The organism is Mycobacterium sp. IDUB_28 (assembly GCF_055419285.1).
The window spans coordinates 73868-98631 of sequence record NZ_JBVAXK010000007.1; the positions used below are offsets into that span (position 1 = coordinate 73868).

Annotated in this window: 24 protein-coding genes and 1 pseudogene; 15 read left to right on the forward strand and 10 right to left on the reverse strand. The window is 65.3% G+C overall.

Annotated features, from left to right (window positions below; translation table 11 throughout):
* Positions 1–72: 72 nt before the first annotated feature.
* The 4 genes from ACZYZ9_RS16060 to ACZYZ9_RS16075 all read right to left on the reverse strand — a co-directional run bounded on the left by ACZYZ9_RS16060 (position 73) and on the right by ACZYZ9_RS16075 (position 3134).
* Entirely contained in the window at positions 73–969 is an 897-nt protein-coding gene (locus tag ACZYZ9_RS16060; protein ID WP_463827259.1) for an NAD(P)-dependent oxidoreductase, read from the reverse strand.
* Positions 966–1346, reverse strand: a complete 381-nt coding sequence (locus ACZYZ9_RS16065) for a carboxymuconolactone decarboxylase family protein (RefSeq protein WP_463827260.1) — start codon at positions 1344–1346, stop codon at positions 966–968. The genes ACZYZ9_RS16060 and ACZYZ9_RS16065 overlap by 4 nt, the downstream gene beginning before the upstream one ends.
* Before the next feature lie 98 nt (positions 1347–1444).
* Positions 1445–1846, reverse strand: coding sequence for a DUF4189 domain-containing protein (locus ACZYZ9_RS16070; RefSeq protein ID WP_463827261.1), 402 nt, complete (start codon positions 1844–1846; stop codon positions 1445–1447).
* Positions 1847–1997: 151 nt separating this feature from the next.
* On the reverse strand, positions 1998–3134 hold the full coding sequence (locus tag ACZYZ9_RS16075) for a phosphotransferase (protein ID WP_463827262.1): 1137 nt from the start codon (positions 3132–3134) through the stop codon (positions 1998–2000).
* 208 nt (positions 3135–3342) lie between these two features.
* Here ACZYZ9_RS16075 and ACZYZ9_RS16080 point away from each other — a divergent pair, with 208 nt between their 5' ends.
* The 4 genes and pseudogenes from ACZYZ9_RS16080 (at position 3343) to ACZYZ9_RS16095 (ending at position 6272) form a co-directional block, all read left to right on the forward strand.
* Positions 3343–3477 carry a hypothetical protein gene (locus ACZYZ9_RS16080; RefSeq protein WP_463827263.1) on the forward strand — a complete coding sequence of 45 codons (135 nt, stop codon included), beginning with the start codon at positions 3343–3345 and terminating at the stop codon, positions 3475–3477.
* Positions 3474–4336 (forward strand): annotated as a pseudogene (locus ACZYZ9_RS16085) (SDR family oxidoreductase). Before ACZYZ9_RS16080 ends, ACZYZ9_RS16085 begins: the two are co-directional and overlap by 4 nt.
* Positions 4337–4365: 29 nt before the next feature.
* On the forward strand, positions 4366–4977 hold the full coding sequence (locus ACZYZ9_RS16090) for a nitroreductase family protein (protein ID WP_463827500.1): 612 nt from the start codon (positions 4366–4368) through the stop codon (positions 4975–4977).
* Between the two features lie 26 nt (positions 4978–5003).
* Entirely contained in the window at positions 5004–6272 is a 1269-nt protein-coding gene (locus ACZYZ9_RS16095; protein ID WP_463827264.1) for an amidohydrolase family protein, read from the forward strand.
* On the opposite strand, the gene ACZYZ9_RS16100 is transcribed toward ACZYZ9_RS16095, so the two are convergent.
* The 3 genes from ACZYZ9_RS16100 to ACZYZ9_RS16110 are packed head-to-tail and all read right to left on the reverse strand — an operon-like array spanning position 6266 to position 8861.
* The gene (locus ACZYZ9_RS16100; protein ID WP_463827265.1) at positions 6266–7273 is read right to left on the reverse strand and encodes an NAD-dependent epimerase/dehydratase family protein; all 1008 of its coding nucleotides are present in this window, start codon (positions 7271–7273) and stop codon (positions 6266–6268) included. The two genes, ACZYZ9_RS16095 and ACZYZ9_RS16100, sit on opposite strands and share 7 nt — an antisense overlap.
* Positions 7270–8370 carry an NAD-dependent epimerase/dehydratase family protein gene (locus ACZYZ9_RS16105; RefSeq protein ID WP_463827266.1) on the reverse strand — a complete coding sequence of 367 codons (1101 nt, stop codon included), beginning with the start codon at positions 8368–8370 and terminating at the stop codon, positions 7270–7272. Before ACZYZ9_RS16105 ends, ACZYZ9_RS16100 begins: the two co-directional genes overlap by 4 nt.
* On the reverse strand, positions 8367–8861 hold the full coding sequence (locus ACZYZ9_RS16110; RefSeq protein WP_463827267.1) for a nuclear transport factor 2 family protein: 495 nt from the start codon (positions 8859–8861) through the stop codon (positions 8367–8369). The genes ACZYZ9_RS16105 and ACZYZ9_RS16110 overlap by 4 nt, the downstream gene beginning before the upstream one ends.
* Before the next feature lie 97 nt (positions 8862–8958).
* Here ACZYZ9_RS16110 and ACZYZ9_RS16115 point away from each other — a divergent pair, with 97 nt between their 5' ends.
* Complete coding sequence (locus ACZYZ9_RS16115; RefSeq protein WP_463827268.1) at positions 8959–9957, forward strand: acyl-CoA dehydrogenase family protein; 999 nt, start codon at positions 8959–8961, stop codon at positions 9955–9957.
* Entirely contained in the window at positions 9941–11116 is a 1176-nt protein-coding gene (locus ACZYZ9_RS16120) for an acyl-CoA dehydrogenase family protein (RefSeq protein WP_463827269.1), read from the forward strand. The genes ACZYZ9_RS16115 and ACZYZ9_RS16120 overlap by 17 nt, the downstream gene beginning before the upstream one ends.
* A gap of 65 nt (positions 11117–11181) precedes the next feature.
* On the opposite strand, the gene ACZYZ9_RS16125 is transcribed toward ACZYZ9_RS16120, so the two are convergent.
* From ACZYZ9_RS16125 to ACZYZ9_RS16135, 3 genes are read right to left on the reverse strand one after another with little or no spacing between them, the layout of a single operon-like run.
* Positions 11182–12549 carry a cytochrome P450 gene (locus ACZYZ9_RS16125; RefSeq protein ID WP_463827270.1) on the reverse strand — a complete coding sequence of 456 codons (1368 nt, stop codon included), beginning with the start codon at positions 12547–12549 and terminating at the stop codon, positions 11182–11184.
* A 16-nt stretch (positions 12550–12565) separates the two neighbouring features.
* A complete protein-coding gene (locus tag ACZYZ9_RS16130) occupies positions 12566–12760 on the reverse strand; it encodes a ferredoxin (protein WP_463827271.1) in 195 nt (64 codons plus the stop codon).
* Positions 12761–12794: 34 nt separating this feature from the next.
* A complete protein-coding gene (locus ACZYZ9_RS16135) occupies positions 12795–13496 on the reverse strand; it encodes an SDR family NAD(P)-dependent oxidoreductase (RefSeq protein WP_463827272.1) in 702 nt (233 codons plus the stop codon).
* Positions 13497–13890: 394 nt separating this feature from the next.
* Here ACZYZ9_RS16135 and ACZYZ9_RS16140 point away from each other — a divergent pair, with 394 nt between their 5' ends.
* From ACZYZ9_RS16140 to ACZYZ9_RS16180, 9 genes are all read left to right on the forward strand, one after another.
* A complete protein-coding gene (locus ACZYZ9_RS16140) occupies positions 13891–15096 on the forward strand; it encodes a CaiB/BaiF CoA transferase family protein (protein ID WP_463827273.1) in 1206 nt (401 codons plus the stop codon).
* Between the two features lie 282 nt (positions 15097–15378).
* Complete coding sequence (locus tag ACZYZ9_RS16145; protein WP_463827274.1) at positions 15379–16185, forward strand: MlaE family ABC transporter permease; 807 nt, start codon at positions 15379–15381, stop codon at positions 16183–16185.
* Positions 16186–16207: 22 nt separating this feature from the next.
* Positions 16208–17053, forward strand: coding sequence for an ABC transporter permease (locus ACZYZ9_RS16150; RefSeq protein ID WP_463827275.1), 846 nt, complete (start codon positions 16208–16210; stop codon positions 17051–17053).
* An 8-nt stretch (positions 17054–17061) separates the two neighbouring features.
* The gene (locus ACZYZ9_RS16155) at positions 17062–18255 is read left to right on the forward strand and encodes an MCE family protein (RefSeq protein ID WP_463827276.1); all 1194 of its coding nucleotides are present in this window, start codon (positions 17062–17064) and stop codon (positions 18253–18255) included.
* Positions 18252–19283, forward strand: coding sequence for an MCE family protein (locus ACZYZ9_RS16160; RefSeq protein WP_463827277.1), 1032 nt, complete (start codon positions 18252–18254; stop codon positions 19281–19283). The genes ACZYZ9_RS16155 and ACZYZ9_RS16160 overlap by 4 nt, the downstream gene beginning before the upstream one ends.
* A complete protein-coding gene (locus ACZYZ9_RS16165; protein ID WP_463827278.1) occupies positions 19276–20358 on the forward strand; it encodes an MCE family protein in 1083 nt (360 codons plus the stop codon). The genes ACZYZ9_RS16160 and ACZYZ9_RS16165 overlap by 8 nt, the downstream gene beginning before the upstream one ends.
* Positions 20358–21764, forward strand: coding sequence for an MCE family protein (locus tag ACZYZ9_RS16170; protein ID WP_463827279.1), 1407 nt, complete (start codon positions 20358–20360; stop codon positions 21762–21764). The genes ACZYZ9_RS16165 and ACZYZ9_RS16170 overlap by 1 nt, the downstream gene beginning before the upstream one ends.
* On the forward strand, positions 21761–23098 hold the full coding sequence (locus ACZYZ9_RS16175) for an MCE family protein (protein WP_463827280.1): 1338 nt from the start codon (positions 21761–21763) through the stop codon (positions 23096–23098). The genes ACZYZ9_RS16170 and ACZYZ9_RS16175 overlap by 4 nt, the downstream gene beginning before the upstream one ends.
* Entirely contained in the window at positions 23099–24754 is a 1656-nt protein-coding gene (locus tag ACZYZ9_RS16180) for an MCE family protein (protein WP_463827281.1), read from the forward strand.
* Positions 24755–24764: the final 10 nt, after the last annotated feature.

A 24764-nucleotide genomic window follows, 5' to 3' on the forward strand; every position in this document is an offset into this window, starting at 1 on the left:
CTTGTTGCAAGTGCAGTTCTTAGATGTGGATAATAACATTCTCCGCGTTGAATGTAACTTCTGCTGCGGTGTTCACCTCGCGTCGGCAGGTCCGACGGTGACGCCGGCCTGGGCTTCGAACGGCTTGATCACCTCGGTGAAGTCGGAGTTGGGTCCCTGATGCTGCGCGACCACCTCCCAGAGTCGTCCGACGGTGTCGGCGAGTTCGGTCGGCACCCCCAGGGCGTGGGCCTCCTCGAGGTAGAGTCGCACGTCCTTGACCATCAGTCCGGTGGCGAAGCCGTAGTCGAAGGTGCGGGGCAGGATGGCTCGCGGAAACTTGTCCCGGCTGGCACTGGTGGCCCCCGAGCCGGCGTTGAGCACCTCGAGCAGGACGGCCGGATCCAGACCTGCCTTGACGCCCATCACCGCGACCTCAGCCGTGGCGACGAGCACGTTGGCCGCCAGGATGTTGTTCGCCAGCTTCATGGTCTGCCCGGAACCGGGCCGGTCGCCCACGTAAAAGGGACGGCCGAACGTCTCCAGGATTGCGTGGACGGCGTCGTACTCGGCACGGGGGCCGGCGACCATCAAGGCCAGTGCGCCGCGTTCGGCGCCGCCGACGCCACCGCTGACCGGGCTGTCCATCGCGACGATGCCGCGCCGGGCCAGCAGTGTGTGGATCTGCCCGGCGGTCCGGCTGCCGACGGTGGACAGGTCGACGTAGCGCCGAACCCGCGAGCCGTCGATCACGCCGTCCGGCTCGGTTGCCACCGCGAGCGAGACGGCCGGCGTCGGCAGGCTGGCCAGCACGGTCTCGGCACCGTCGGCGACTGCCCGCGGTGACGACGCCGGGTGGGCGCCCAGGGCGGTGACGCGGTCCAGGGCCGCCGTGCTTTTGTCGTAGGCGATGACATGATGACCCGCTGCGATGAGCCGGCGTGCCATGGGGAAACCCATGTGCCCCAACCCGATAAAGCCGATGTTCACGCGTTGTCCAGCTCGTCGAAGATCTCGGCGGCGGCCCGGAAGCTGTCGACCGCGGCGGGCATCCCGGCGTAGACAGCGACCTGCAGGAACACCTCGCGGATCTCCTCGCGCGTGACGCCGTTGGTCAGTGCGGCCCGGATGTGGGTGCGAAGTTCGTGGGGCCGGTTGAGCACCGACGTCATGGCCAGGTTGAGCATGCTGCGGGTTTTGCGGGTCAGGCCGTCCCGACCCCATACCGCGCCCCAGCAGTATTCGGTGACGAGATCCTGCAGCGGCCCGGTGAACTCGTCGGCCCCGGCGATTGCCTGATCGACGTAGGCCTTGCCCAGTACCTCCGAGCGGATCTGCCGCCCCCGCTGATATGTTTCGCTGTCCAACGCCCGGCTCCTCTGCGACTAGGGTCAGTCAGGAGTGTAGGGCCACGGTCGATGGCTGCTCGATTCGCTTGCCGGACGGCCGAATTGGACCGGCTGGGTCAGTTACAGGCCCAGTCGACGGGCCACCCGCCGGCGAGGTTGCTCATGGCGTGCAACTCGGCAGCCCGGCGCGTATGTCCGAACCCGCCGTGGTAGCTGGCACCGTCGTGCACGACCGCACCGCAGTGGGTGAAGGTGCTGACCACGGCACACCCGGGGGCACCGCAGCGCGACAGCGCGAGTTGCTCGGCTCCCAGCTTGCTGACATGGCGGCGTGCCTTGCCGGAGGTCCCGTCGGGCGCGTAGGCGATGGCGCCATAACGGGTCAGAAGTGGCGGCAGGTTCTCGGGCATCGCGTTGTCGGATGCGCGTGCGTGAGCCGGCTGGACCAGTGAAAACAGCATTGCGGCGGCGGCTACCAGGCTTGCGAGCGCGACGCGACGCCGTTGTCGTGTCGTCATTGTGCTTTTCCTTCCTCGATTCGTGGTGAGCAGACGTCGGTTCGGCGAACGCTACCGCTCGCCGTGTGAGCACATGTTCACATGCCGGAAACATGCAACCTCTACTATACCCACTTTTGCCGCCCCCGAAGCAGGCCCGGTGCACCGGCTGCTACATCGAATCTTTCAGCGCAGCAACGGTTTCCAGGTCGTCCAGCGCGGTGACACCGCGCCGCAGTCCCGCCATGGCGATGTCCTCGACCTGCATGCCGCCCATCCCGGCGGTGATGAGGGCAGCCACATAGGCATACGACGCGCTCTGGCGGAAGCGCAGCCAGAGGTCGTCGCGGTCCAGCTCGGGCCCACCCGCAGCAGCCAAAGCGCGGCGGTAATCGTCGAGCAGTTCGCGCTGGGCGGCGATTCGATCCGTCAGCGTCAGGCTGGTGACCAGCGTGTAGGCCAACTCTCGGGACGGATGGCCGCGACGCACCGCCTGCCAGTCCAGCAGCCCGGCCGCACCGTCGCGGAAGTACACATTGCCCGGGTGCGCATCGCCGTGCATGACGGTGTGCGGAGCAGCGTCGATGATCGCCGCGACGGCACGGTAGTTGTCGGCGATGAAGCGGCCGTTCTGCACCGCAATGTTGGTGCGCTCGGCGAGCCGCTTGATCGAGGTGTGCATCAGTGGGCCGGTCAGCAGGGATGTGACGTCTCCCGACGGCGTGTAGAGCCATCCCAGCGGTCCGCGGTCGTCACCCGGCAGTCGGCCCCAGAATGTCGCGTGCAGCGTGGCCAGGAGTTCGACGAGCAGGCTCGCCTGATCGACGGACAGGGGATTCAGCGTGTCGGGGAACTCGCAGGATCCGGCCGGCAGATCCTCCAACACCAGCAGGTACCGGCCGGTCCAGGGGTCGAACGCGGTGCCGTAACACTGCGGGACGCCGGTGAGCTCCGGGGCGAGCCGGCGGTAGAAGCGCACCTCAGTGTGCCCGAGGCGGCCCAGTTCGCCCATCAACCGGGTCGCGGCGCTCTGTGCCGTCAGCTTGACGAACACCGATTCCGGGACGGCGTCCCCGGTCAGGGCCAGTCGCGCCCGCGACGATGTGCCGGCGTGACCGTCGAGCAGGCTGACCGTGCCGATGCTGGTGCCCATAACGGACGAGAGGACACCCGCGTCGATCTGATCGGCCGCCCGCGGTAGGCCGGCGCGGCGGCCGACGAGCGCATCCGCGGCGACCCGACCGACTCCGCGGCCCAGGTGGCCGACCAAGCCGGCCATCAACACCGCCTGTGGCACAGGGTTTTTCATGTCAATCCGTTCTGATGTGACCTGGGCGGGCTGCGACCGTCCCGGCATAGCGAAAATAGCCGACCGCCCGGTACTGCCACGCGAGGATCGCATCCCACAGATCCGAACGGCCGACCGCTGACTTTACAGATTTGCCCGAAACTGTCACGCTGTAGCCGCCGGGTTCCACCCTGCGGGGGATCACAGAGAAGGCGCGAAGGATGATGCGGTGACCACGTCTCAAGTGTTGTTCGACGAGGCTCCGGCGTATTACAGCGAGCACTACGACTGCGATGCGCTGAGCCGGCACGAGGACGTCGCCGCGGCGTTCACCGCGCAGGAAGGCGAGGGGGTGCATCGATGAGCGCACCCGACCGCCCGCTGGCGGGTCGTACCGCGGTCATCTCCGGCGCAAGCCGTGGCATCGGCTTGGCCATCGGCCTCGGGCTGGGCCGGCTCGGGGCCAACGTGGCGTTGCTGGCCAAGACGGCCGAACCGCACCCCAAGTTGCCGGGCACCGTTTACTCCGCGGCGTCGGAGATCGAAGCGGTCGGCGGTAAGGCGATAGCCGTGGTGGGAGATGTCCGCAGCGAAACGGATGTCCAGCACGCCGTCGACACGGCCGTCGAGACCTTCGGTGGCATCGACATCTGCGTCAACAACGCCAGCGCAATCGCCACCGAGGCCACCGAACTGCTGTCGGTGAAGAAGTTCGACCTGATGCAGGACATCAACATCCGCGGCACATTCCTGTTGACCAAGGCCGGCCTGCCCCAGCTGCGGCGGTCACCGAACCCGCACGTGCTCACCATCGCTCCGCCGCTGAACCTGAGCCCACGCTGGTTGGGTGCGCACCCGTCCTACACGTTGTCCAAGTACGGCATGACCTTGCTGTCGCTGGGCTGGGCCGCCGAATATGCCGCTGACGGAATAGCTTTCAACTGCCTGTGGCCCGAGACCTACATTGCGACCGCCGCGGTGGCCAATTCGCCCGACGCGAGTCGCAACTCGCCCGGTCACGTGACCCGGCGATCATGGCTGACGCGGCGGTCGAGATCGTGCAACGTCCGGCCAGGACCTACACCGGTGGGTGTCTGATCGATGCTGACGTGCTGCGGGCGTCGGGCAGATCCGACCTGCGCCGGTACGGTGGCGGCCCAGACCTGATCCTCGACCTGTTCCTCGACGAGCCCGCGGGCGACGCCGGCGAAGGCACGTCGTGACAGGAGCATGTGACGACATCTGGACGGTGATGTCGACCGCTCGCACCATCCGCCGGTTCACTGACCGGCCTGTCGACGATGCCACGTTGAAGCGGTGTCTGGAAGCCGCCCAGTGGGCACCCTCGGGTGCCAACGCGCAGGGCTGGCGCTTCGTCGTACTGCGCTCACCGGAGTTACGTGCAGTCGTGGCTGAGGCTGCGGCACAAGCACTTCGGGTGATCGAGCCGGTCTACGGCATGAGCCGGCCGGCCGGCGACGACCACACCCCGAAGGCTCGCACCAATCGGGCCACCTACGAGTTGCACGACCGGGCAGGCGAATTCACCTCCGTCCTGTTCACGCAGGTCCACTATCCGACGGCATCGGAACTCCTGCTCGGTGGTTCGATCTTCCCGGCCATGCAGAACTTTCTGCTGGCCGCCCGTGCCCAGGGACTCGGCGCCTGCATGACCAGCTGGGCGTCTTACGGTGGTGAGCGGTTGCTGCGCGACGCCGTCGGGGTACCCGATGACTGGATGCTGGCCGGGCACATCGTCATCGGCTGGCCGCTAGGCAGACACGGGCCGGTGCGGCGCCGGCCGTTGTCCGAAGCGGTCAACCTCGACCACTGGGACGGTCCGGCCGGCCAACTACTGGACTGACCGGTCTACATGAAGGAGACCTCCGCATGAATATCGACGACATGATTCTGGTGAGCATCGACGATCACGTCGTCGAACCACCTGACATGTTCCTGCGCCATGTGCCGGCCAAGTACAAGCCGGAGGCGCCGATCGTGGTCACCGACGACAAGGGTGTCGATCAGTGGATGTACCAGGGCAGGCCGCAGGGCGTGAGCGGACTCAATGCGGTGGTGTCCTGGCCTGCCGAAGAGTGGGGTCGCGACCCGGCGGGATTCGCCGAGATGCGGCCGGGCGTGTACGACGTGCACGAGCGGGTGCGCGACATGGATCGCAACGGAATCCTTGCCTCGATGTGCTTTCCGACCTTCACCGGCTTCTCGGCACGCCACCTCAACATGCACCGCGAGGAAGCCACCCTGGTGATGGTGTCGGCCTACAACGACTGGCACATCGACGAGTGGGCCGGGTCCTATCCGGATCGGTTCATTCCGATCGCCATTCTGCCCACCTGGAATGTCGAAGCGATGTGCGCCGAAATCCGTCGGGTGGCCGCCAAGGGTTGCCGCGCGGTCACGATGCCGGAATTGCCACACCTGGAAGGACTGCCCAGCTACCACGACGAGCAGTACTGGGGCCCGGTCTTCACGACGCTGTCCGAGGAGAACGTGGTGATGTGCCTGCACATCGGTACCGGCTTCGGGGCGATCAGCATGGCGCCCAACGCACCGATTGACAACCTCATCATCCTGGCCACCCAGATTTCGGCGATGTGCGCCCAGGACCTGCTGTGGGGACCGGCGATGCGCAACTACCCCGACTTGAAGTTCGCCTTCTCCGAAGGTGGAATCGGTTGGATCCCCTTCTATCTGGACCGCAGCGACCGCCATTACACCAATCAGAAATGGCTACGCCGCGATTTCGGTGACAAGCTGCCCAGCGACGTGTTCCGCGAGCACTCGCTGGCCTGTTACGTCACCGACAAGACGTCGCTGAAGCTGCGCCACGAGATCGGAATCGACATCATCGCCTGGGAGTGCGACTACCCGCATTCGGACTGCTTTTGGCCCGATGCCCCGGAGCAGGTGCTGGCCGAGCTCGAGGCCGCCGGTGCCGACGATGCCGACATCGACAAGATCACCTGGCAGAACTCCTGCCGGTTCTTCGGCTGGGATCCGTTCGCCCGCCGGCCGAAGGCTCAGGCCACGGTGGGTGCACTGCGTGCCGGTGCCGCCGATGTGGACGTGGCGATCCGGCCGCGGGCCGAGTGGGCGCGACGCTACGAGGAAAAACTCGCGCAGTCCGCGCTTCAGTGAGGCGAAGTGCCCGCACCTGCTGACTGTGCAACGAACCATCGCGCGGCTTCGGCGATCGAGTCTTCGACCGGCTGTGGCTGCCAACCCAACTCACGCTCGGCCTTGCTGTGGTCCAGCGGCGACATCAGCTCCGCCATCCGGGCACCGACGTAGGCGAACGGCAGGTCGCGGTTCAGCAGCCGGGCGGCCAGGTCGTTGATGCGGGAGGTGACGCGCAGGACCGGCATCGGTATCGGAATGCGCGGTGGGCGCCGACCCACCGCGCGGGCCGCGATCGCGTGCAGCTCCCTGGTGCTGATATAGCGGTCGGAGATGATGTAGCGCTCCCCGTTTCGGCCCTTGTCGGCGGCGAGAAGCATTGCGCGAGCGGCATCTTCGATGCCGACGACCTCCAGTGAGAAGCCCATGTAGAACGGGAGCTGTCCGGCGGCCACCCGGGCGATAGCCCCACCGTGCGGGGTGGGTGCCCAGTCGCGCGGTCCGTAGGTGGTCGAGATGCACATGGCGACGGCCGGCAATCCGCGCTCGCGGGCGTACTTCAAGACCAGATCCTCGGCGGCGATCCGGGATTCGATGTACGCGCCACCGTCAGTCCAGTTGTGCGGGTCCGCCTCGGTGACCAGGCGGTGATCGTTGATCGCCAGTGTCCCGGTGCTGCTGGTGAAGACGAACTTTCGCAGATCGGCGGCCACGGCGGCGTCGAGCACGTGCTGCAGGCCCTCGACATTGGTGCGGAACAACGGCGCGGTGTCACGCAGCCACATGCGCGCGTCGACCACGCAGTAATACACCACATCGCACCCGGCCATGGCCGTCCGCAGCGCGTCGTCGTCGAAGACGTCACCGTAGCAGCGTTCCACCGGGAGATCGTCGATACCCTTGGTAGAACTGGTTTTCCGCAGCATGACCCGCACATCCTCGCCGGCCTGCACGAGCTGACGGGTGACATGCGAGCCCAAAAAGCCACTGGCGCCGATGACCAGTTTCTTGGTCCCGGTCATGATGCGCCCGCCAGTGCGCCGGGTCCGTACTTGGCGCCGATCATCGTCCATGGGTCGGCGTACGGCCCGCGGTGCTCACGCCTGTCCAGCACTGCGAAAAACACGCGCAAGGCAGGGCGCACCACCGGGCCGATCAATTTCAGCAGCACTCGGCGCCGACCCATCGATTCGGCGACATAGGCCACGGTCTGCGACCAGTCGTGTTCCTGAAACTCGAGCAGCCCTTGAGATTCCGTGGTATCGAACCACCCGGTGAAGCCCCAACCACGATCGTCGTCCGGATCGCCGGGCAGGCCGGTGGATTGGCCCAGCCGGCCGATGCCGACCGCGGCCATGATGTCGTCCTGCAGCTCGCTCATCAGCTGGACGCAGCTTTCGTTGCCGGCGATCAGCAGTACCTTGCCGTCGACGGCCTCGCGTCGGTCCACGGCATTGGCGAAGGCCAGTGCGACGTCGCGAGCATCGGTGGCGTGCATGCGGTTATCGACGGGTGTGGAACGGACCAACACCAGGTAGTCACCGTCGAAGCTGGCGGCGCCGTCCGGTGAGACGATTGCCGCCAGCCGCAGGATCGTATAGGGCAGAACGCTTTCGGTGATGACGGCTTCGGCCAGAACTTTGTCTTCGCCGTACTGGTCGATCGGATTGACCGGGGTGTCGGCGGTGATCCGCTCGGGCTGCCGATTCGGGTTGCGGGAGCCGTACACCGCTGCGCTGGAGGCGAATACGAACAGCGGTGGGTCGTCCAGGGCCTGTGCGGCGGTCACCAGGTTGCGGGTGCCGCCCACGTTGACCTTGCGGGCCAGTGCGGGATTCCGGTACGAGGGCGGCGCGACGACGGCCGCGAGGTGCACGATCGCGCCAGGTTGATGGCGGCCCAGCACGGCGGCCACGGCGGCGGCGTCGGTGAGATCGGTGTGTTCGGTGATCAACGTTCCGGGATGTCCGGCCGCACCGAGAGACGCAGCGATCGCCGTCGAATTGTCATTGGCCAGATCGACTGCGATCACCGTGCGACCACGGCGTAGCAGGATCTCACAACAGCGTCGACCGACCTGGCCGAAAGCGCCTGTGACAAGCACTGTTTGACTGCTCATCGCTCGAACCTCCGGGCCAGGGCTGCCGCGCTGTCCCGCAGTCGGGGCGAGATCCGCACGGAGAACAGGGGATTGAACACATCCTCACGCAACCGGGTGAGTGTCGAGGTCTTGATCAGCCAGCCGTGATCGGACTTCTCGTACGTTTCGTGGTAGTGACCGAAACCGTTGAGGTTGACACTCGGGCGGAGCCGGACCACATCCTGCAGGGCCCACACGCCGGTGGCCGACGTCGCCGTCCGCAGTTCGACTTCGGGGGCATGAACTTGGTGCACGGTGGGATTGGTGCCCAACATGGCACGGACGTAGGAGACGAACTCGTCGGCTCCGGTAATCAGCTTTCCACCCGACGGCGAGGTGTCGCTGACGAAGTCGTCGGCGAATAACGTGCGCCAGTCGTCCCAGCGCTTGGTGTCCAGATAACGGCAGTATCGGGCCTTGAGCTGCTTGATCGCCTCGATCTCCAGCAGCACGGCGGCGGTGTCCAGCATCCGGGCCCTTCCGTAAGTCGTAACCGATTTTGAGATTACTACTTCCATCAAAGAGAATGTTATTCTCGCTAGATAATCCAGACGGGAGGCGGCCCGGATGCTGTTGGAGTTCGATGCTGATCAGCGGCTTTGGCAGGACACGGTGCGCGACGTCGTGGCCAAGCAATGTCCGCCGTCACTGGTGCGCAGTGTGGCCGAAGACGGCGCCGACACCGAACCGTTGTGGAAGCTGTACCGCGAACTCGGCTGGACCGAACTCAACGACCCGGCCAGCGCCGTCGAGCTGGCCATCGTGCTCGAAGCGCTCGGCCACGCCGCCGACCCCACCCCGTTCCTGGCGACGCTGAGTCAATTCGCGCCGCTGGCCGGCGACCGGTTCGACCCGGGCCAGTCCGGCACCGCGGTCTACAGCGGAGTCACCGCCCGGCGCGACGCCGAGGGGTGGGTGCTCGACGGCACCGCTCGTCACGTCCTCGACGGCGACCGGGTCGACCAGGTGGCGGTGGTGACCGAAGCCGGAGTGTTCCTCGTAGCCGCCGACCAGCTGTCGGCGCGACGGGAATCGGTCTTCGATCCGGTGCTGCACGTCGCCGACCTCTCGTTCCGCGAGGTGCGGGTGCCCGACGGCGACCGACTCAACACCGACCGCGAGCGAGCGCGACACACCGCGCTGACGGGCATGGCCATCACCATGGTCGGAGCCTGCCAGCGCATCCTGGACATGGTCCTCGAACATGTGCGCAGCCGGCACCAATTCGGCGTTCCGATCGGCTCATTCCAGGCCGTGCAACACAAAGCTGCCGACATGCATGTGGCTGTTCAGCGGGCCCGGTCGCTGTCTTACTTTGCGGCACTGACGATTTCCGCGGACGACCCGCGCCGCAGGCTGGCCGCCGCGATGGCCAAGGCGTCAGCCGGCGAGTGTCAGTCGCTGGTGTTCCGGCACGGCCTGCAACTGCACGGCGCAATGGGATTCACTTGGGAGAACGATGTGCAGTTTGCGCTCAAACGGGCCAAGGCCGGTGAGCTGATGCTCGGGGGTGCCGCGGAGCATCGAGCCCAGATCGCCGAGGAGTACCGTGCAGCTGACTTTTGATACCGAGGTCGAGCAGTTCCGGGCGGAATTCTCGGCGTTCCTCGACGACAATCTGCCGGACGCCAGGGAATGCACCGAGCGACCCCGATCGGTGTCTCACATGCCGGCCTGGGCGCGGCGCTGGCAGCGGCTGCTGTTCGACAACGGCTGGCTACTGCCGACCCAGCCGCCCGAGTACGGGGGCCGCAATGCGACCGTGCTGCAGCAGTACGTCTACCTCGAGGAGCTGTGCCGCCGCCGGATCTACCACAGCCTCAACCCGCAGGGCGTCAATATCGTTGCGGCGTCGCTGATTTCGTTCGGTAACGACGAGCAGAAGCGGCGCTGGGCGGTACCGATCCTGCGAGCCGAGCTCACCGCGTCACTGGGTATGAGTGAGCCCAGTGCAGGTTCCGACCTGGCGTCGTTGCGCACCCGGGCGGTGCGGGACGGCGACCACTTCGTGGTCAACGGGCAGAAGGTGTGGACGTCGGGCGCCCACGATGCCGACGTCCTGCTGACGTTTGTCCGGACCGACCCGGACGCGCCGAAACACAAGGGCATCAGCGCATTGGTCATCCCCACCGACACCGAGGGCGTGGTCTGTCGGCCCTTCGCGTCGGTCTGCGCCGCCGACGACCTGGATTTCAACGAGGTCTTCTTCACCGATGTCAAGGTGCCGGCCGAGAACCTGGTCGGTGAGCTCAACGGCGGCTGGCGGGTGGCCAACGGCTCGCTGGGGCACGAACGCACCATGATGTGGCTGGGGTTCGCCGACCGGATGGACAATATGCTCGCCGACTTCGTGCCCAGCTCCGCATTGGACCGCGACCAGTACGCCACCACGATCATGGACAAGCAGGCACTGCGCCTGTTGGGGTCGGTGGCGCTGGCTCGTGCGTCGCGCGGCGAGGACGACACGTCGGCCATCTCGGTACTGAAACTTCTTGGCTCCGAAGCGGAATTGCGGATTTCCGAGTACGCGTTGGCCGCGGCGGGTGGGGACGGTCTGGTGCATCCGGCGTTGACCGGGCCGTACGCGCCGATGAATCTCGACCACTATTTCGCGAGTTGGTTCGAGCGGTACGCCCGCAGCTTCTCCGGCACGATCGCCGGCGGTACGTCGGAGATTCAGCGCAACATCATCGCCCAGCGGGTGCTGGGTTTACCTCGCGGGTAGCCGTCCACTTCGGCCCCGAGGGTGACCAGCGTTGCACGCTCGGCGACACCGCGGGCATGGTCCGCTCAGTCGATGACGGCGGCCTCTTTGCGCTCGGTCACCGGACGCGCCAATTCCTGCTCCTCGCAGATGCGTTGCAACTTCTCCAACGTCTCGTCCAGGCCGGCGCCGAGTCGCGGCCCGGGCGTGAAACTGGCCGGTAGCTTGCGCATCCCCTGAATCACGCCGATGGTCTCGTAGTGGACCGCGCCACCGGGGTCGCACCGGTAATCGGGCATCCGGTCCAGCACCGCATTGAGCATCGACTTGAACACCGTGCGCGCCACATTGGATCCGACGCAGCGGTGCACGCCGATGCCGAAACTGAAGTGCCGGTTGCCTTTACGGTCCAGCACCACCTCGTCCGGGTCATGGAACACCGCGGGGTCGCGGTTGGCCATCGCCCATGAGATCCACAGCCGTTCACCCTCTTTGAATCGAGTGCCGTCGAGTTCGGTGTCCTCCGAGAAGGTTCGGCCGTCGCCGGGTGCCGGCGTGAAGTAACGCAGAAATTCTTCGGTGGCGGGGTCGAGTAGCGTCTCGCGCTCGCGCCGCAGGCGTTCTCGTTCGTCGGGATGCTCCGAGAGCCATTCCAGGGAATGGGCGGTCAACGCCGTGGTGGTGTCGAATCCGCCGCCGATCACCAGCCCGAGGTTGCCCAGTATCTCCAGGTCGGGAGCGGGCTCGCCGTCGATTCGCATCTGCAGCAACGCATTCACGATGCCGGGACGCGGATTCTCGCGGATTTCGATCATGTTGTTGACCATGTCCAGGCCCATGTTGCGGTGCATCTCGGTGACGCGCTCGATGTCGGGGGAGTGCTCCGGGGTGTACACCGCGGCATGGACCGGCTCGCTGTACATATTCCACTTCTTGAGCGGAATGCCCAGCATCGCCAGGGTCAGTACGGCGGGCACGATGTTGGCCAGGTCGTCGACGAAATCGATGTGGCCACTTTCGATTTTCTCGTCGACGCACGCGCGGGTGACGTCATCGATGAAGGGTGCCCAGCGCTTGACCGCGGCCGGTGACAGATACGGATTGAGCACCGTCCGGTAGGTGCGGTGCTCGGGGTCGTCCATCTCCAGGATGCCCCCGCGCACCACGCTGACCCGTCTGGCCGTCGGGATCGAAATCCCTTTGTAGCCACGACGTTCGCCGTGGATGTCATGATCGTTGGAGACCGCGGGACAGCGGGCCAGTTCGAACACCTCATGGCTGCCGGCCGCGACCCAGTGCCCGCCGTAGGTCTCCGTCCACGCCATCGGGCACTTGGCGTGCATCTCCTCGGTGATGCTCTTGAACTTCGATCGGTACTCCGCGGAGTGCCGATCGAAGTGGTAGCTGTTCTTCTTGCGATCGCTGTCGCTGTCTATCGCATCGTCCACACTCAAAGCGCTGTCTCCCAGTTCAGTCGGTGAGCATGATGGCTTGCTCGGGGCAGGACTGCGCGGCCTCCCGCACTTGCTCGAGCTGGTCTTCGGGAACCACCTCGTTGACCGCCGAGGAGCTCCCGTCGATGTCGCTGAGCTCGAACGAATCCGGTGCGATCATCGCGCACAGCGTGTGTCCCTGGCAGCGTTCGGCATCCACCCAGACCTTCACCCGTCCTCCTTCGAAATGTCTGTCGGCTGTGTGTTCAGGTGTTTCGGCCGCCGTTGACACCCAGGATCTGACCCGTGATGTAGCTGGCTTCGTCCGACGTGAGGAAGGCACACGCGGCGGCGATATCCTCGGGCTGGCCGATCCGGCGCACCGGGGTCCTGGCGATATTCTCCTCGACATCACCCAGGAACCCCTGGGTTTCGGCGTTGCGCAGCATCGGGGTGTCGATGAAGCCGGGCGGCACGGCGTTGACCGTGATGCCCTTCGGCCCGTATTCGAGCGCCAACGACTTGGTGAGTCCGTTGACCGCGGACTTGGCGGACACGTAGTGCGCCATGAAGGGCTGACCCGAGTGGGCGCTGGACGACGAGATGTTGACGATCCGCCCCCACCCCGCCTCCACCATGTCGGGCAGCACCGCCTGGGTCATGTGGAAGACACCGTTGAGGTTGACGTCGATGACCTTGCGCCATTCGTCGAAGGTGATCTTGTTGAAGCGCTTGAAGCCGTCCAGGCCGGCTGCGTTGACCAGGATGGCGACCGGTCCCAGCTGGTCGCGGATCGCCGACAGCGCAGCGTCCACCTGCGACCGATCGGTCACGTCCGCGGTGAACGAGAGGTCGTCCTCGGCTTCCTTGAGGTCGATGACGGCGACGTTACGACCGTCGGCGCGCAGTCGCCGCGCGATGGCCAGACCGATGCCGGATCCGCCGCCGGTGACCACCGCTGTCTTCATGTCGCAACGCTGCCAATCTCACTCACAAAGAATCTGCCTTACAATTATGAGAATCGTACTCTCCGGCGGAAGTTGCTGGCAAGTTATCCGGCAAACCGCGTGCAGCCTGCACCAAAGGGTGCGTGCGGCGCGACGCTGAGCGACCGCTTAGCCGATCGACAGGGTAATACGCTTCGGCTCATTTCTTGAGTTCTCGCTTCTCGAATGTAAGATTCGCCGGGGATGAGAATGAAGTTATCGTGACTGTCGCCACACCACACAGCCGGGGCAGGGGGTCATCCATGTCGGTGCAGGACGCGTCGGTGGTGCTCGCGCGCCGGGTGCTGGTCACCGGCCGGTCGGTGAGTTCGTGGACCGCAAGTCTCTTGCGGTCTCAGTGATAGGAGCGCCCGCGTTGAAACCCCTCGAAGGAATCCGCGTCCTGGAAGTCGCCATGTACGGCTTCGTCCCGTCGGCGGGCGCAGTGCTTGCCGAGTGGGGCGCGGACGTGGTCAAGGTCGAGCACGCTGTCACCGGCGACCCGCAGCGAGGCCTGCGTCAGACCGGCATGCTGCGCGTCGAGGGCGACCCCAACCCGAACATCGAACACGCCAACCGCGGCAAGCGCAGCATCGGCCTGGACATGTCGGTGCCGCAAGGAAAAGAGGTGCTGTATGACCTTGCGCGCCGATCCGACGTGTTCCTGACCAGCTTCCTGCCCGACCACCGGCGGAAATTCGGCATCGACGTCGACGACATCCGGGCGGTGAATCCGAACATCGTCTACGCTCGCGGAAGCGCGCTCGGGCCACGCGGTGACGAAGCGACCAAGGGTGGGTATGACATGACCGCCTTCTGGTGCCGGGCCGGTACGGCCGCCACCATCACGCCGATGGGTTACGACGGGATGATCAATCCGCCCGGACCCGCCTACGGCGACACCATCTCCGGCACCAACCTGGCGGGCGGTATCGCTGCGGCGTTGTTGAAGCGGGAGCGCACCGGGGAAGCGTCGGTGGTCGACGTGTCGTTGCTCGGCAGCGGGTTGTGGTCACTGGGACACACGGTGGCGTTGACGAATCATCTGGGCCAGCTGATGATGTCGCCGCCGCCGGGCATCCACGGTTCACCGGTCAACCCGTTGGTGGGCGTGTATCCGACTGCGGACAACCGCTATATCTCCCTGGTGATGATGCAGCCCACCAAGTTCTGGGCCGACGTGTGCCGGCACATCGATCGCCCAGAACTGGCAGACGACCCGCGTTTCAGCGATGCGGAGAAAATCGCTGCGAACACAGCAGAAGCCGTGGAGATCTTGACCAAAGTCATTGCAACACGCACCCTTGCCGAGTGGAGCGAACGTTTCGCGACGCTGGCGGGTCCATGGGCGCCCGTGCAGGACACCCTGCAAGCTGCCGATGATGCGCAGATTCGATCCAACGAATACATTGTGCGCGCAGGCGAACTCGAGCTCGTCGCCAATCCGGTGCAGTTCGATGTCACCGCGCCGCAGACGGGCCCGGCACCCGGGTTCGCCGAGCAGACCGACGAAATCCTGTTGGAACTCGGCCTCGACTGGGACCGCATCATCGAACTCAAGACCGCCGGCGCGGTCACGTAGGACGTCCGATGCCCGATAACGGTTATGCGTTTTCCATTCCCACCGGACGCGGTATGAGCAATAATCGCCAAACGCGTCAAGGCGTGGGGTTTCGTGCGGCGGCTACGTCTCGGCAGCAGCTACTCACGCGACAGAGCGGAGGGACCGTCGGCAGGATGGTAGAAGTCGTTGACGGTGTCGCATCTGCTAAGCCCCCGCTGTCACTGACACCCGCGGCCCGGATCGGCATGTCGCGCAGTTCAGTTGCCGCCGCTGCGCTCACCGGGAAGGGATCTCGGACCTATGGCGAGTAAGGGCGCGGAACGCTGGACCCCGGGTATTTCACTGGGGCGCGGTTCCAAGCCCATGGAGGCCGTCGGCGCGCTGTTTGCGATGTCGGCCGACGCCATCAAATATCTCTTCCGCCGGCCGTTCCAGTGGCGCGAATTCCTGGAGCAGTCGTGGTTTGTGGCGCGGGTCGCGATCTTGCCAACGTTGTTGGTGGCCATACCTTTCACCGTTCTGGTGAGCTTCACCCTCAATATCCTGTTGCGCGAACTGGGCGCTGCTGACCTCTCCGGTGCCGGGGCCGCCTTCGGTGCGGTCACTCAGGTCGGTCCGCTGGTGACCGTGTTGATCGTCGCGGGGGCCGGTGCCACCGCGATGTGCGCGGACCTGGGTTCCCGAACCATCCGCGAAGAGATCGACGCGATGGAGGTGCTGGGCATCAACCCGGTTCAGCGTTTGGTGACGCCCCGAATGCTGGCCTCGGGTCTGGTGGCACTGCTACTGAACAGCCTGGTCGTCATCATCGGAATTCTGGGCGGTTATGTCTTCTCGGTGTTCGTCCAGGACGTGAACCCCGGCGCGTTCGCCGCCGGAATCACCCTGTTGACCGGTGTCCCCGAGGTGATCATCTCCTGTGTCAAGGCAGCGCTTTTCGGCCTGATCGCCGGGTTGGTCGCCTGCTACCGCGGGCTGACCGTCTCCGGCGGCGGCGCGAAGGCTGTCGGCAACGCCGTCAACGAGACGGTGGTGTACGCGTTCATGTCGCTGTTCGTGGTGAATGTGGTCGTCACCGCGATCGGTATCAAGATGTCGAGCAAGTAGCGGAAAGGGGGTAACGACTCACGTGACGCTGCGAGCTACCTATCCGCGGGTGGCGCGGACGCTGGAGAAGCCGGTCGGTGCCCTGGGCCGATTCGGCGATCACACGTTGTTCTACGGCAAGTCCCTCGGCGCGATCCCCTTCGCCGCCACCCATTACCGCCGTGAGATCATCCGGCTGATCGCCGAAATCAGCATGGGGGCCGGCACTCTGGCGATGATCGGCGGGACACTGGTCATCGTCGGATTCCTGACCCTGGCCACCGGCGGGACGCTGGCCGTGCAGGGTTACAGCTCGCTGGGCAACATCGGCATCGAGGCACTCACCGGATTCCTGTCCGCCTTCATCAACGTGCGGATCGCGGCGCCGATCGTCGCGGGCATCGGCTTGGCGGCAACGTTCGGTGCCGGAGTGACGGCACAGCTCGGGGCGATGCGGATCAACGAGGAGATCGACGCGCTGGAATCGATGGCGATCCGCCCGGTCGCCTACCTGGTGAGCACCCGGATAGTGGCCGGAATGCTGGCGATCACGCCGCTCTACAGCATCGCGGTGACGCTGTCGTTTCTGGCCAGCCAGTTCACGACGGTGTTCCTGTTCGGCCAGTCAGGTGGTCTGTACCAGCATTACTTCAACACCTTCCTGAACCCCATCGACCTGCTGTGGTCGTTCCTGCAAGCCATCCTGATGGCGATCACCATCCTGCTGATCCATACCTATTACGGCTTCTTCGCCTCCGGCGGCCCGGCCGGTGTGGGTGTCGCGACCGGCAACGCGGTCCGCACCTCGCTGATCGTCGTCGTGTCGGTGACCCTGCTCATCTCGTTGTCCATCTACGGCTCCAACGGCAACTTCAACCTGTCGGGCTAGGAGGGGTGGTGAACGAGAGGCGCGCGTATGTCAGTCCGTTGGTGGGCTTGGCGACCATCGGCGTGATCCTGGCCATCGTCGCCGTCGCCATCGGGTTGTTCAGCAGCAGCTTCACCGAGAGCATCCCCGTCACCGTCGTGTCGCCGCGGGCGGGACTGGTGATGAACCCGGAAGCCAAAGTGAAGATGCGTGGCGTTCAGGTGGGCAAGGTCGAAAGGATCGAAGAGCGGCCCAACGGTCAAGCCGTGTTGCACCTGGCGATGTACCCGTCAGCAATGCAGTTCATTCCGCGCAATGTGCTGGTCGACATCGCGTCGACGACAGTCTTCGGTGCCAAGTTCGTCGAGTTGCTGCCCCCCGAAAACCCCTCGCAGCAGAGTCTGCAACCGCATCAGGTGCTCGAGGGCAAAGGCGTCACGGTGGAGATCAACACCGTCTTTCAGCAATTGACGTCGTTGCTGGGTTCGATCGATCCCGCCAAACTCAACGAGACCCTCGGCGCGATCGCGGCGGCGGTGAACGGCCGCGGCCACAAGATCGGCCAAGCGCTGGCCGACCTGGACGCGTTCCTGGCCACCCAGGATCCCGCGCTGCCCGCGCTGAACCACGACCTGAGCGTGCTGCCCGCGGTGAGCAACGCCTACGGCGATGCCGCACCGGATCTGATGAGGGCGGCTGAGAATGCCACGCAGCTCAGCAAATCCATCGTCGAGGAACAGCAGAATCTGGACGCGTTCCTGATCAGCTCGATCGGACTGGCCGACATCGGCAACGAAGTGGTGGGCGGAAACCGGCAGGGCCTGACCGATGTGCTGCATCTGCTGCTGCCGACGACCAACCTGACCAACGAGTACAGCCCGGCGCTGACGTGCGCCCTGGGGGGCATGGCGGTGAACCTGCATGCGGCGGCGTTGCCCGAACCGATGATCAACGTGCTGGTCTATCTCGGTTTCGGCGCTGAGCGCTACCGCTACCCGGCGAACCTGCCCAAGGTGGCTGCGACCGGCGGTCCGCAGTGCCACGATCTGCCGCGGGTGCCCTTCGAGCACGCCCCGCCGTTCGTGATCGCAGATATCGGCGCCAACCCGCAGGAGTACGGAAACCCGCAACTGCTGCTGAACTCCGACGGTCTCAAGCAGCTGCTCTACGGACCGATCGACGGACCGCCGCGCAACAGTTTCCAGGTCGGAGATCCCGGATGAGCAACTCACGCGGAATGATCTTCAAATTCGGCGCCTTCGCGGTGATCATGGTGCTGCTGACCATCTCGTTGTTCTTCATCTTCGGGCAGTACCAAACCGGTTCCACGAATGAGTATTCGGCGCTCTTCACCGACGTGTCACGACTCAAGGAGGGTCAGACGGTGCGGGTGGCCGGGGTCCGGGTGGGCACCGTCAACAGCATCGAATTGCGTGCGGACAAGAAGGTTTTGGTCAAATTCGACGCCAACCGCAGCGTCGTGCTCACCGGCGGCACCAAAGCGGTCGTGCGCTACCTGAATCTGGTCGGCGACCGGTACCTGGAACTCCTCGACGGACCCGGGAACACGAGGGTGCTGCCGGCCGGCAGCGAGATCCCGATCGATCGCACCGCGCCGGCCCTCGACCTCGACCTGCTGCTGGGCGGACTGAAGCCGGTCACCAAGGGACTCAAGGCCGAAGACGTGAATGCGCTCAGCGCGTCGCTGATCCAGGTCTTCCAGGGCGAGGGTTCGACCCTGCAGTCGCTGCTGTCCAAGACATCTTCGTTCTCGAATACATTGGCCGACAACAGCGAATCGGTCCAGGCGCTGATCGACAACCTCAACACGGTGGTCGGCACCGTCAATTCCGAGGGCACGAAATTCTCCGGCGCCATCGACCGTCTCGAGCGCCTGATCAGCGGATTGGCCGGCGACCGCGACACGATCGGCACCGCCATCACCGCCCTGGACAACGGCACCGCCTCCATCGCCGATCTGCTCACCCGCGCCCGACCGCCATTGGCCGGCACCGTCGATCAACTGAATCGGCTTGCGCCGCTGTTGGATAACGACAAGAACGTCATCGACATCTCGTTGCGCAAGTTGCCGAACAACTACCGCAAGTTGACCCGGTTGGGGTCTTACGGCGCCTGGTTCCCCTATTACCTCTGCGGACTGTCGCTGCGCGTCTCGGACCTGCAGTACCGGACGGTGGAAGTGGGCATCAAGCACCAAGTCACGGGAAGGTGCGCCGAACCCGATGCTTAAGTACCGCGGAGCACAGCTCATTCGCGCCGGATTCCTCGGCGTCGTCTCGATCATGCTGGTGATCGCCGTCGGGCTGTCCCCGGATGCGTTGATTCAACGGGCTACCGCCGTCCGCTACCAAGCCGTGTTCGGCGATGCCGGCGGTCTGGTAACCGGCAACGACGTGACGGTCTCGGGGATCAAGGTCGGCAGCGTGTCCGGGATGAAGTTGCAGAACGGCGATGTCCTGGTGACGTTCACCGTCAAAGGCGCTGTGCTACTCGGCTCGTCGAGTACCGCTCACATCCGGACCGGGTCGTTGCTGGGCCAGCGGGTGCTCACCGTGGAGTCCACCGGCAACGGCAAAATGCGCCCGATGGACGTCATCCCGCTGTCGCGCACCTCGTCGCCGTATTCGCTGTCCGAGGCTGTCGGTGATCTGGCGACCGACATCCAGGGAACCAATACCGACTCCCTCAACCAATCCCTTGACACCCTGGCGACCACCCTGAATCAGATTGCGCCGCAACTAGGTCCGACGTTCGACGGCGTTACCCGGCTGTCCGCGACCATCAACGGCCGCGACCAGCAGCTCAGTCAACTACTCAAGGGCGCGGCCGACGTCACGCACATTCTTTCCGAACGCAGCCAGCAACTGAACACGCTGATCCTCAACGCCGACGACCTGCTGTCGATGCTGGTGGAGCGACGCCAGGCGATCGTGCGGCTGCTGGCCAGCACGTCCGCGGTGGCCAAACAACTGACCGGTCTGGTCCACGACAATGAGGCCGAGTTGGCGCCCACGCTGACGAAGCTGAACTCGGTGACCGCGATGCTGGAGAGCAATCGAGACAACCTCGGCAAAGCGATACCCGGCTTGGCCAAGTTCGAACTGACCCAAGGTGAAACGGTGTCCAGCGGGTTCTACTACAACCCGTTCATCCCGAACCTGTTCCAGTTCGAGTTCTTCCAGTGGTTGTTCGACTACGCATTCGGCTTCCGCGCCTACGGCGCGCCCGGTCAGCCACCGGACAATGCCGGGCCGCGGTCACTCCTGCCTTTCCCGTTCAATATGAATCCGGGCGGGTCGCGGTGATGCGCCGCCGAGGCTTCAAGATCGCACTGGCGGTCCTGTTGGTCGTGCTCGTCGTCGTCGGCGCCGGGGTCATGATCCGCAATACGTTCTTCCGGCCTACCACGATCACCGCGTACTTCCGCACCGCCACCGCGATCTATCCGGGCGACGACGTGCGGGTATCGGGCATGAAAGTGGGCACGATCGAGTCGATCGAGCCGGGGGGCACCCAGGCCAGAATGGTGATGCACATCGATCACGGCATCTCCATCCCGTCGGACGCCAGAGCCGTCATCGTCGCCCAGAACCTGGTGGCTGCGCGCTATGTCCAGCTCACCCCGGCCTACCGCAACGCCGGCGCCACGATGAAGGACGGCGCGGTGATCCCGGTCGACCGGACGGCCACCCCCGTCGAATGGGACGAGATCAAAGACCAATTGATGAAGTTGGCAACGGATTTCGGACCCAACAGCAGAGCATCGACACCGGCGGTGTCGCGGTTCATCGACGCGGCCGCCGACGCGCTGGGCGGCAACGGCGACAAACTTCGCCAGACACTGGCGCAACTGTCGGCGCTGGGACGAACCTTCGCCAACGGCAGCGGCAACTTCATCGACATCATCAAGAACCTGCAGACCTTCATCGGAGCCTTGCGCGACAGCAACATTCAATTGGTGCAGTTCAACAATCGGCTCGCCACCCTGACCAGTGTGCTCGACGACAACAAGCCCACCCTGGACGCGGCATTGACCGACCTGTCGACCGCCGTCGTGGAAGTACAGCGGTTCATCGCAGGCACCCGGGACCAGACCGCCGAGCAGATCACCCGGCTGGCCGACCTGACCCAGATCCTCGTCGACAACAAGATGGCACTGCAGAATGTGCTGCACGTGGCGCCGAACGCAATCGCCAACGGCTACAACGACTATGACCCGGACGTCGGCAATGTCCGCGGTGGGGTGGGCTTGCAGAACTTCAGCAATCCGACCTTCGCCTACTGCTCACAGATCGGGGCCATCGAAAACGTCACCGCGGTCGAGACCGGAAAGCTGTGCGGTCTCTATCTGAGTCCGGCTCTGAAAGTGTTCAACCCGTTGATGCTGTTCAACTTCAACTACCTGCCGATTCCGGTCAACCCGATTCTGGCTCCGGCGTTCGACCCGCAGAATGTCGTGTACACCGAGGATCGGTTGAAGCCGGGCGGGATAGGCCCGAGGCCAGCGCCCCCCGAATTGCCGCCCGCGGTGTCGGCATTCAGCGGGCTGCCGGGCGACACTCCGGAGTATCCGCCACCGCCCGGTCCGCCGGCGCGGATACCGGGGGCGGCGATGCCGGAGCCGCCACCACCGAGCCTGCCCGTCCAACCACCACCCGTACCAAACAGCCCCGCGGACCTGCTCCTGCCCGCAGAGAGGCATTCCCCATGACCCCCCGGCGACAAGGCCGGCCGCCCGCGCCCGCCGCGCGGACCGTTCGCCGGGTTCTGGGCATTGCCGTCACCGTCATACTCACTGTGAGCGGGTGTGCGTTCAGCGGACTGAACTCGCTGCCGCTACCCGGTGCGGTGGGACGCGGGCCGGATGCCACCACCTACTACGTCGAGATCGCCAATGTCGGGACGCTGGAAGCGAATTCGCCGGTGATGGTCAACGACGTGATCGTCGGCAGCGTCAGCAAGCTGACCGTCCGCAACTGGCATGCCGACGTCGAACTCTCGGTGCAGCGCGGTGTGGTCATTCCCGAGAATGTGGTGGCCAGCGTCGGACAGACCAGCCTGCTGGGATCCATGCACCTGGCCCTGAACACGCCGCTGGGTCAGCAAGCGCACGGCAAGTTGCCACCCGGCGCCAAGATTCCAATCGATCGCGCCTCGACCTATCCCTCCACCGAGCAGACGCTCTCCTCGTTGTCGGTGGTCCTCAACGCCGGCGGATTGGGACAGATCGGCGACATCATCAACAACTTCAACGCCGCGCTCTCCGGGCACCCTGCGGAGATACGCGATCTGCTGCACCGGTTGGACACCTTCATCGGCACCTTCGACGCGCAGCGCGAGAATCTGGTTGCGTCGATCCAATCGCTGAACCGGCTCACCGGAACGTTGGCAGGCCAGCGTGACGTGATTACGCGGGCGCTGAACAAGATTCCGCCGGCACTGGACGTGCTGATCAGGGAGCGGCCCCGGCTCACCACGGCACTGAACAAACTGGGGACGTTCGGTGACACGGCAACGAGACTGGTCAACGACGCCGGGTCGGATCTGGTGAACAACCTGCGGAATCTCGAGCCGACGATCCGGGGGTTGGCTGATGTCGGGCCGGAACTCGATCAGGCCATCGCCTATGCGCCGACATTCCCGTTCACCCAGGGTTTCATCGATCGCTATGTCCGTGGCGACTACGTCAACGGCAACTTCATCCTGGACCTGACCAACTCTGGACTGCGCAAGAGCATCCTGCGCGGCACCCACTGGGAGCGGTTGGGCGCAGAACCGGTGCCGGCGCCGGGAGACCCGCAGTATCTGCAGTTCCGGTACGGTGCACCCCCCGGATCGCCGGGCTCGTTCCTGCCGGGTCCACCGCCGGCTGCGGCACCGGGAGCACCCGGCCCGCTGCCGGGTCCGGCGCCCGCGGCGCCCGGCCCGCCCCCGGCGGGTGTGCCGAGCCTATTGGGGCCTGCGCCGGCGCCGGCAGAACAGGGTCCGCTGCCGCCGCCTACCGGGTTGCCACCCGTGGTCGCTCCGGTGCAGGGGGGTGGATAGATGCTGACTCGCTTCATCCGCATCCAACTCGCGATTTTCGCGATCGTCGGGATCCTCGGCATGGTCGTCATGGTCGTCCTCTACATCCAGGCGCCGACGCTGCTGGGCATCGGCAAGATCACCGTGACGCTGGAACTTCCCGAGAGCGGCAACCTGTACCGCTTCAGCAACGTGACCTATCGCGGGGTGCAGATCGGGAAGGTGACGGGCGTCGAGCTCACTGCGCGGGGCGCGAAAGCAACTATGCGGCTTGACAGTTCTCCGAAAATACCGGCGAACCTGGATGCGGAGGTGCGCAGCCTTTCCGCGGTGGGCGAGCAGTACGTCGACCTGCGGCCGCGCACCAGTTCGGGTCCCTATCTGCGCGAGGGCTCGGTCATCGCCGCGAGCAATACCCGCACCCCGCAGCCGATCGGGCCGGTGCTGGACCAGACCAGCGCCCTGCTCAACAGCATTCCGCAGGGCAAGCTCACCAAGCTGCTCGACGAATCGTTCCGGGCGTTCAACGGGGCCAGTTACGACTTTCAGTCGCTGTTCGACTCGACCTCGCGGATAGCCGGCGACCTCAACGGCGTCGCAGACCGCACGCGACGCCTCACCGAGGACACCGCGCCGCTGCTCGACTCGCAGGCGCAGACCACCGACAGTATCCGGCGGTGGGCTCACAGCCTGGCGGGTGTCACCGGCCAACTGGCGACCAACGATCCGCAGATTCGTAGCGTCCTGCACAACGGACCGGGGGCGTTCAACGAGGCGTCCCGGCTGCTCGACCAGATCAAGCCGACCTTGCCGGTGCTGCTGGCGAACCTGACCACGATCGGTCAGATCGGGGTGACCTACCACGCGTCCCTCGAGCAGGTGCTGGTGCTGTTCCCACCGTTCGTCGCGGCGATCCAATCGTTCGTCGGCAGCAACAGCCCTACCGGTTTGGCGACCGGTGCCTTCAACCTCATCATCAGTGACCCGCCCGCATGCACCGTCGGATTCCTGCCGCCGAGTCAATGGCGGTCCCCGGCCGACACCACGACCATGGACACACCGGACGGGCTGTACTGCAAGCTGCCCCAGGATTCGCCCATCGGGGTCCGCGGCGCCCGCAACTACCCGTGCATGGGCCATCCCGGCAAGCGGGCGCCGACGGTCGAAATATGCGACAGCGACCAGCCTTTCATGCCGCTTGCGATGCGGCAGCACGTCTTCGGCACCTACCCGCTGGATCCGAATCTGCTGTCCCAGGGGATCCCGCCGGACGACCGGGTCAACTTCAACCGGGAAAGAATCTTCGGTCCGATCGACGGAACGCCGATGCCGCCCGGGCTGGGCCCGGCGCGGGGATCGGCGATCCCGCCCAACGCCCCACCGCCGGCACAACTTTCACCGATGGGTGCGGTCGACCCCATCGCGCCGCTCGACACGCCTGCCGGCGCGCCCAGCCCGGCACCGGCGGCCGCGCCCGGTCCGCCGCCGGACCCGGCACCCGCAGCCGCACCAAGTGCGTTCGGGCGCAACGGATTACCCTCCGGGCCGGCCGTCGTCTTCGCCCAGTACAGCCCGGAGACCGGCAGCTATATGACTCCGGACGGTCAGGTCTACCGCCAGTCGGACCTGGTCGCGTCGAAGGCGCCGAAGACGTGGAAGGACATGTTCGCCATCTGAGGCGTTGTCT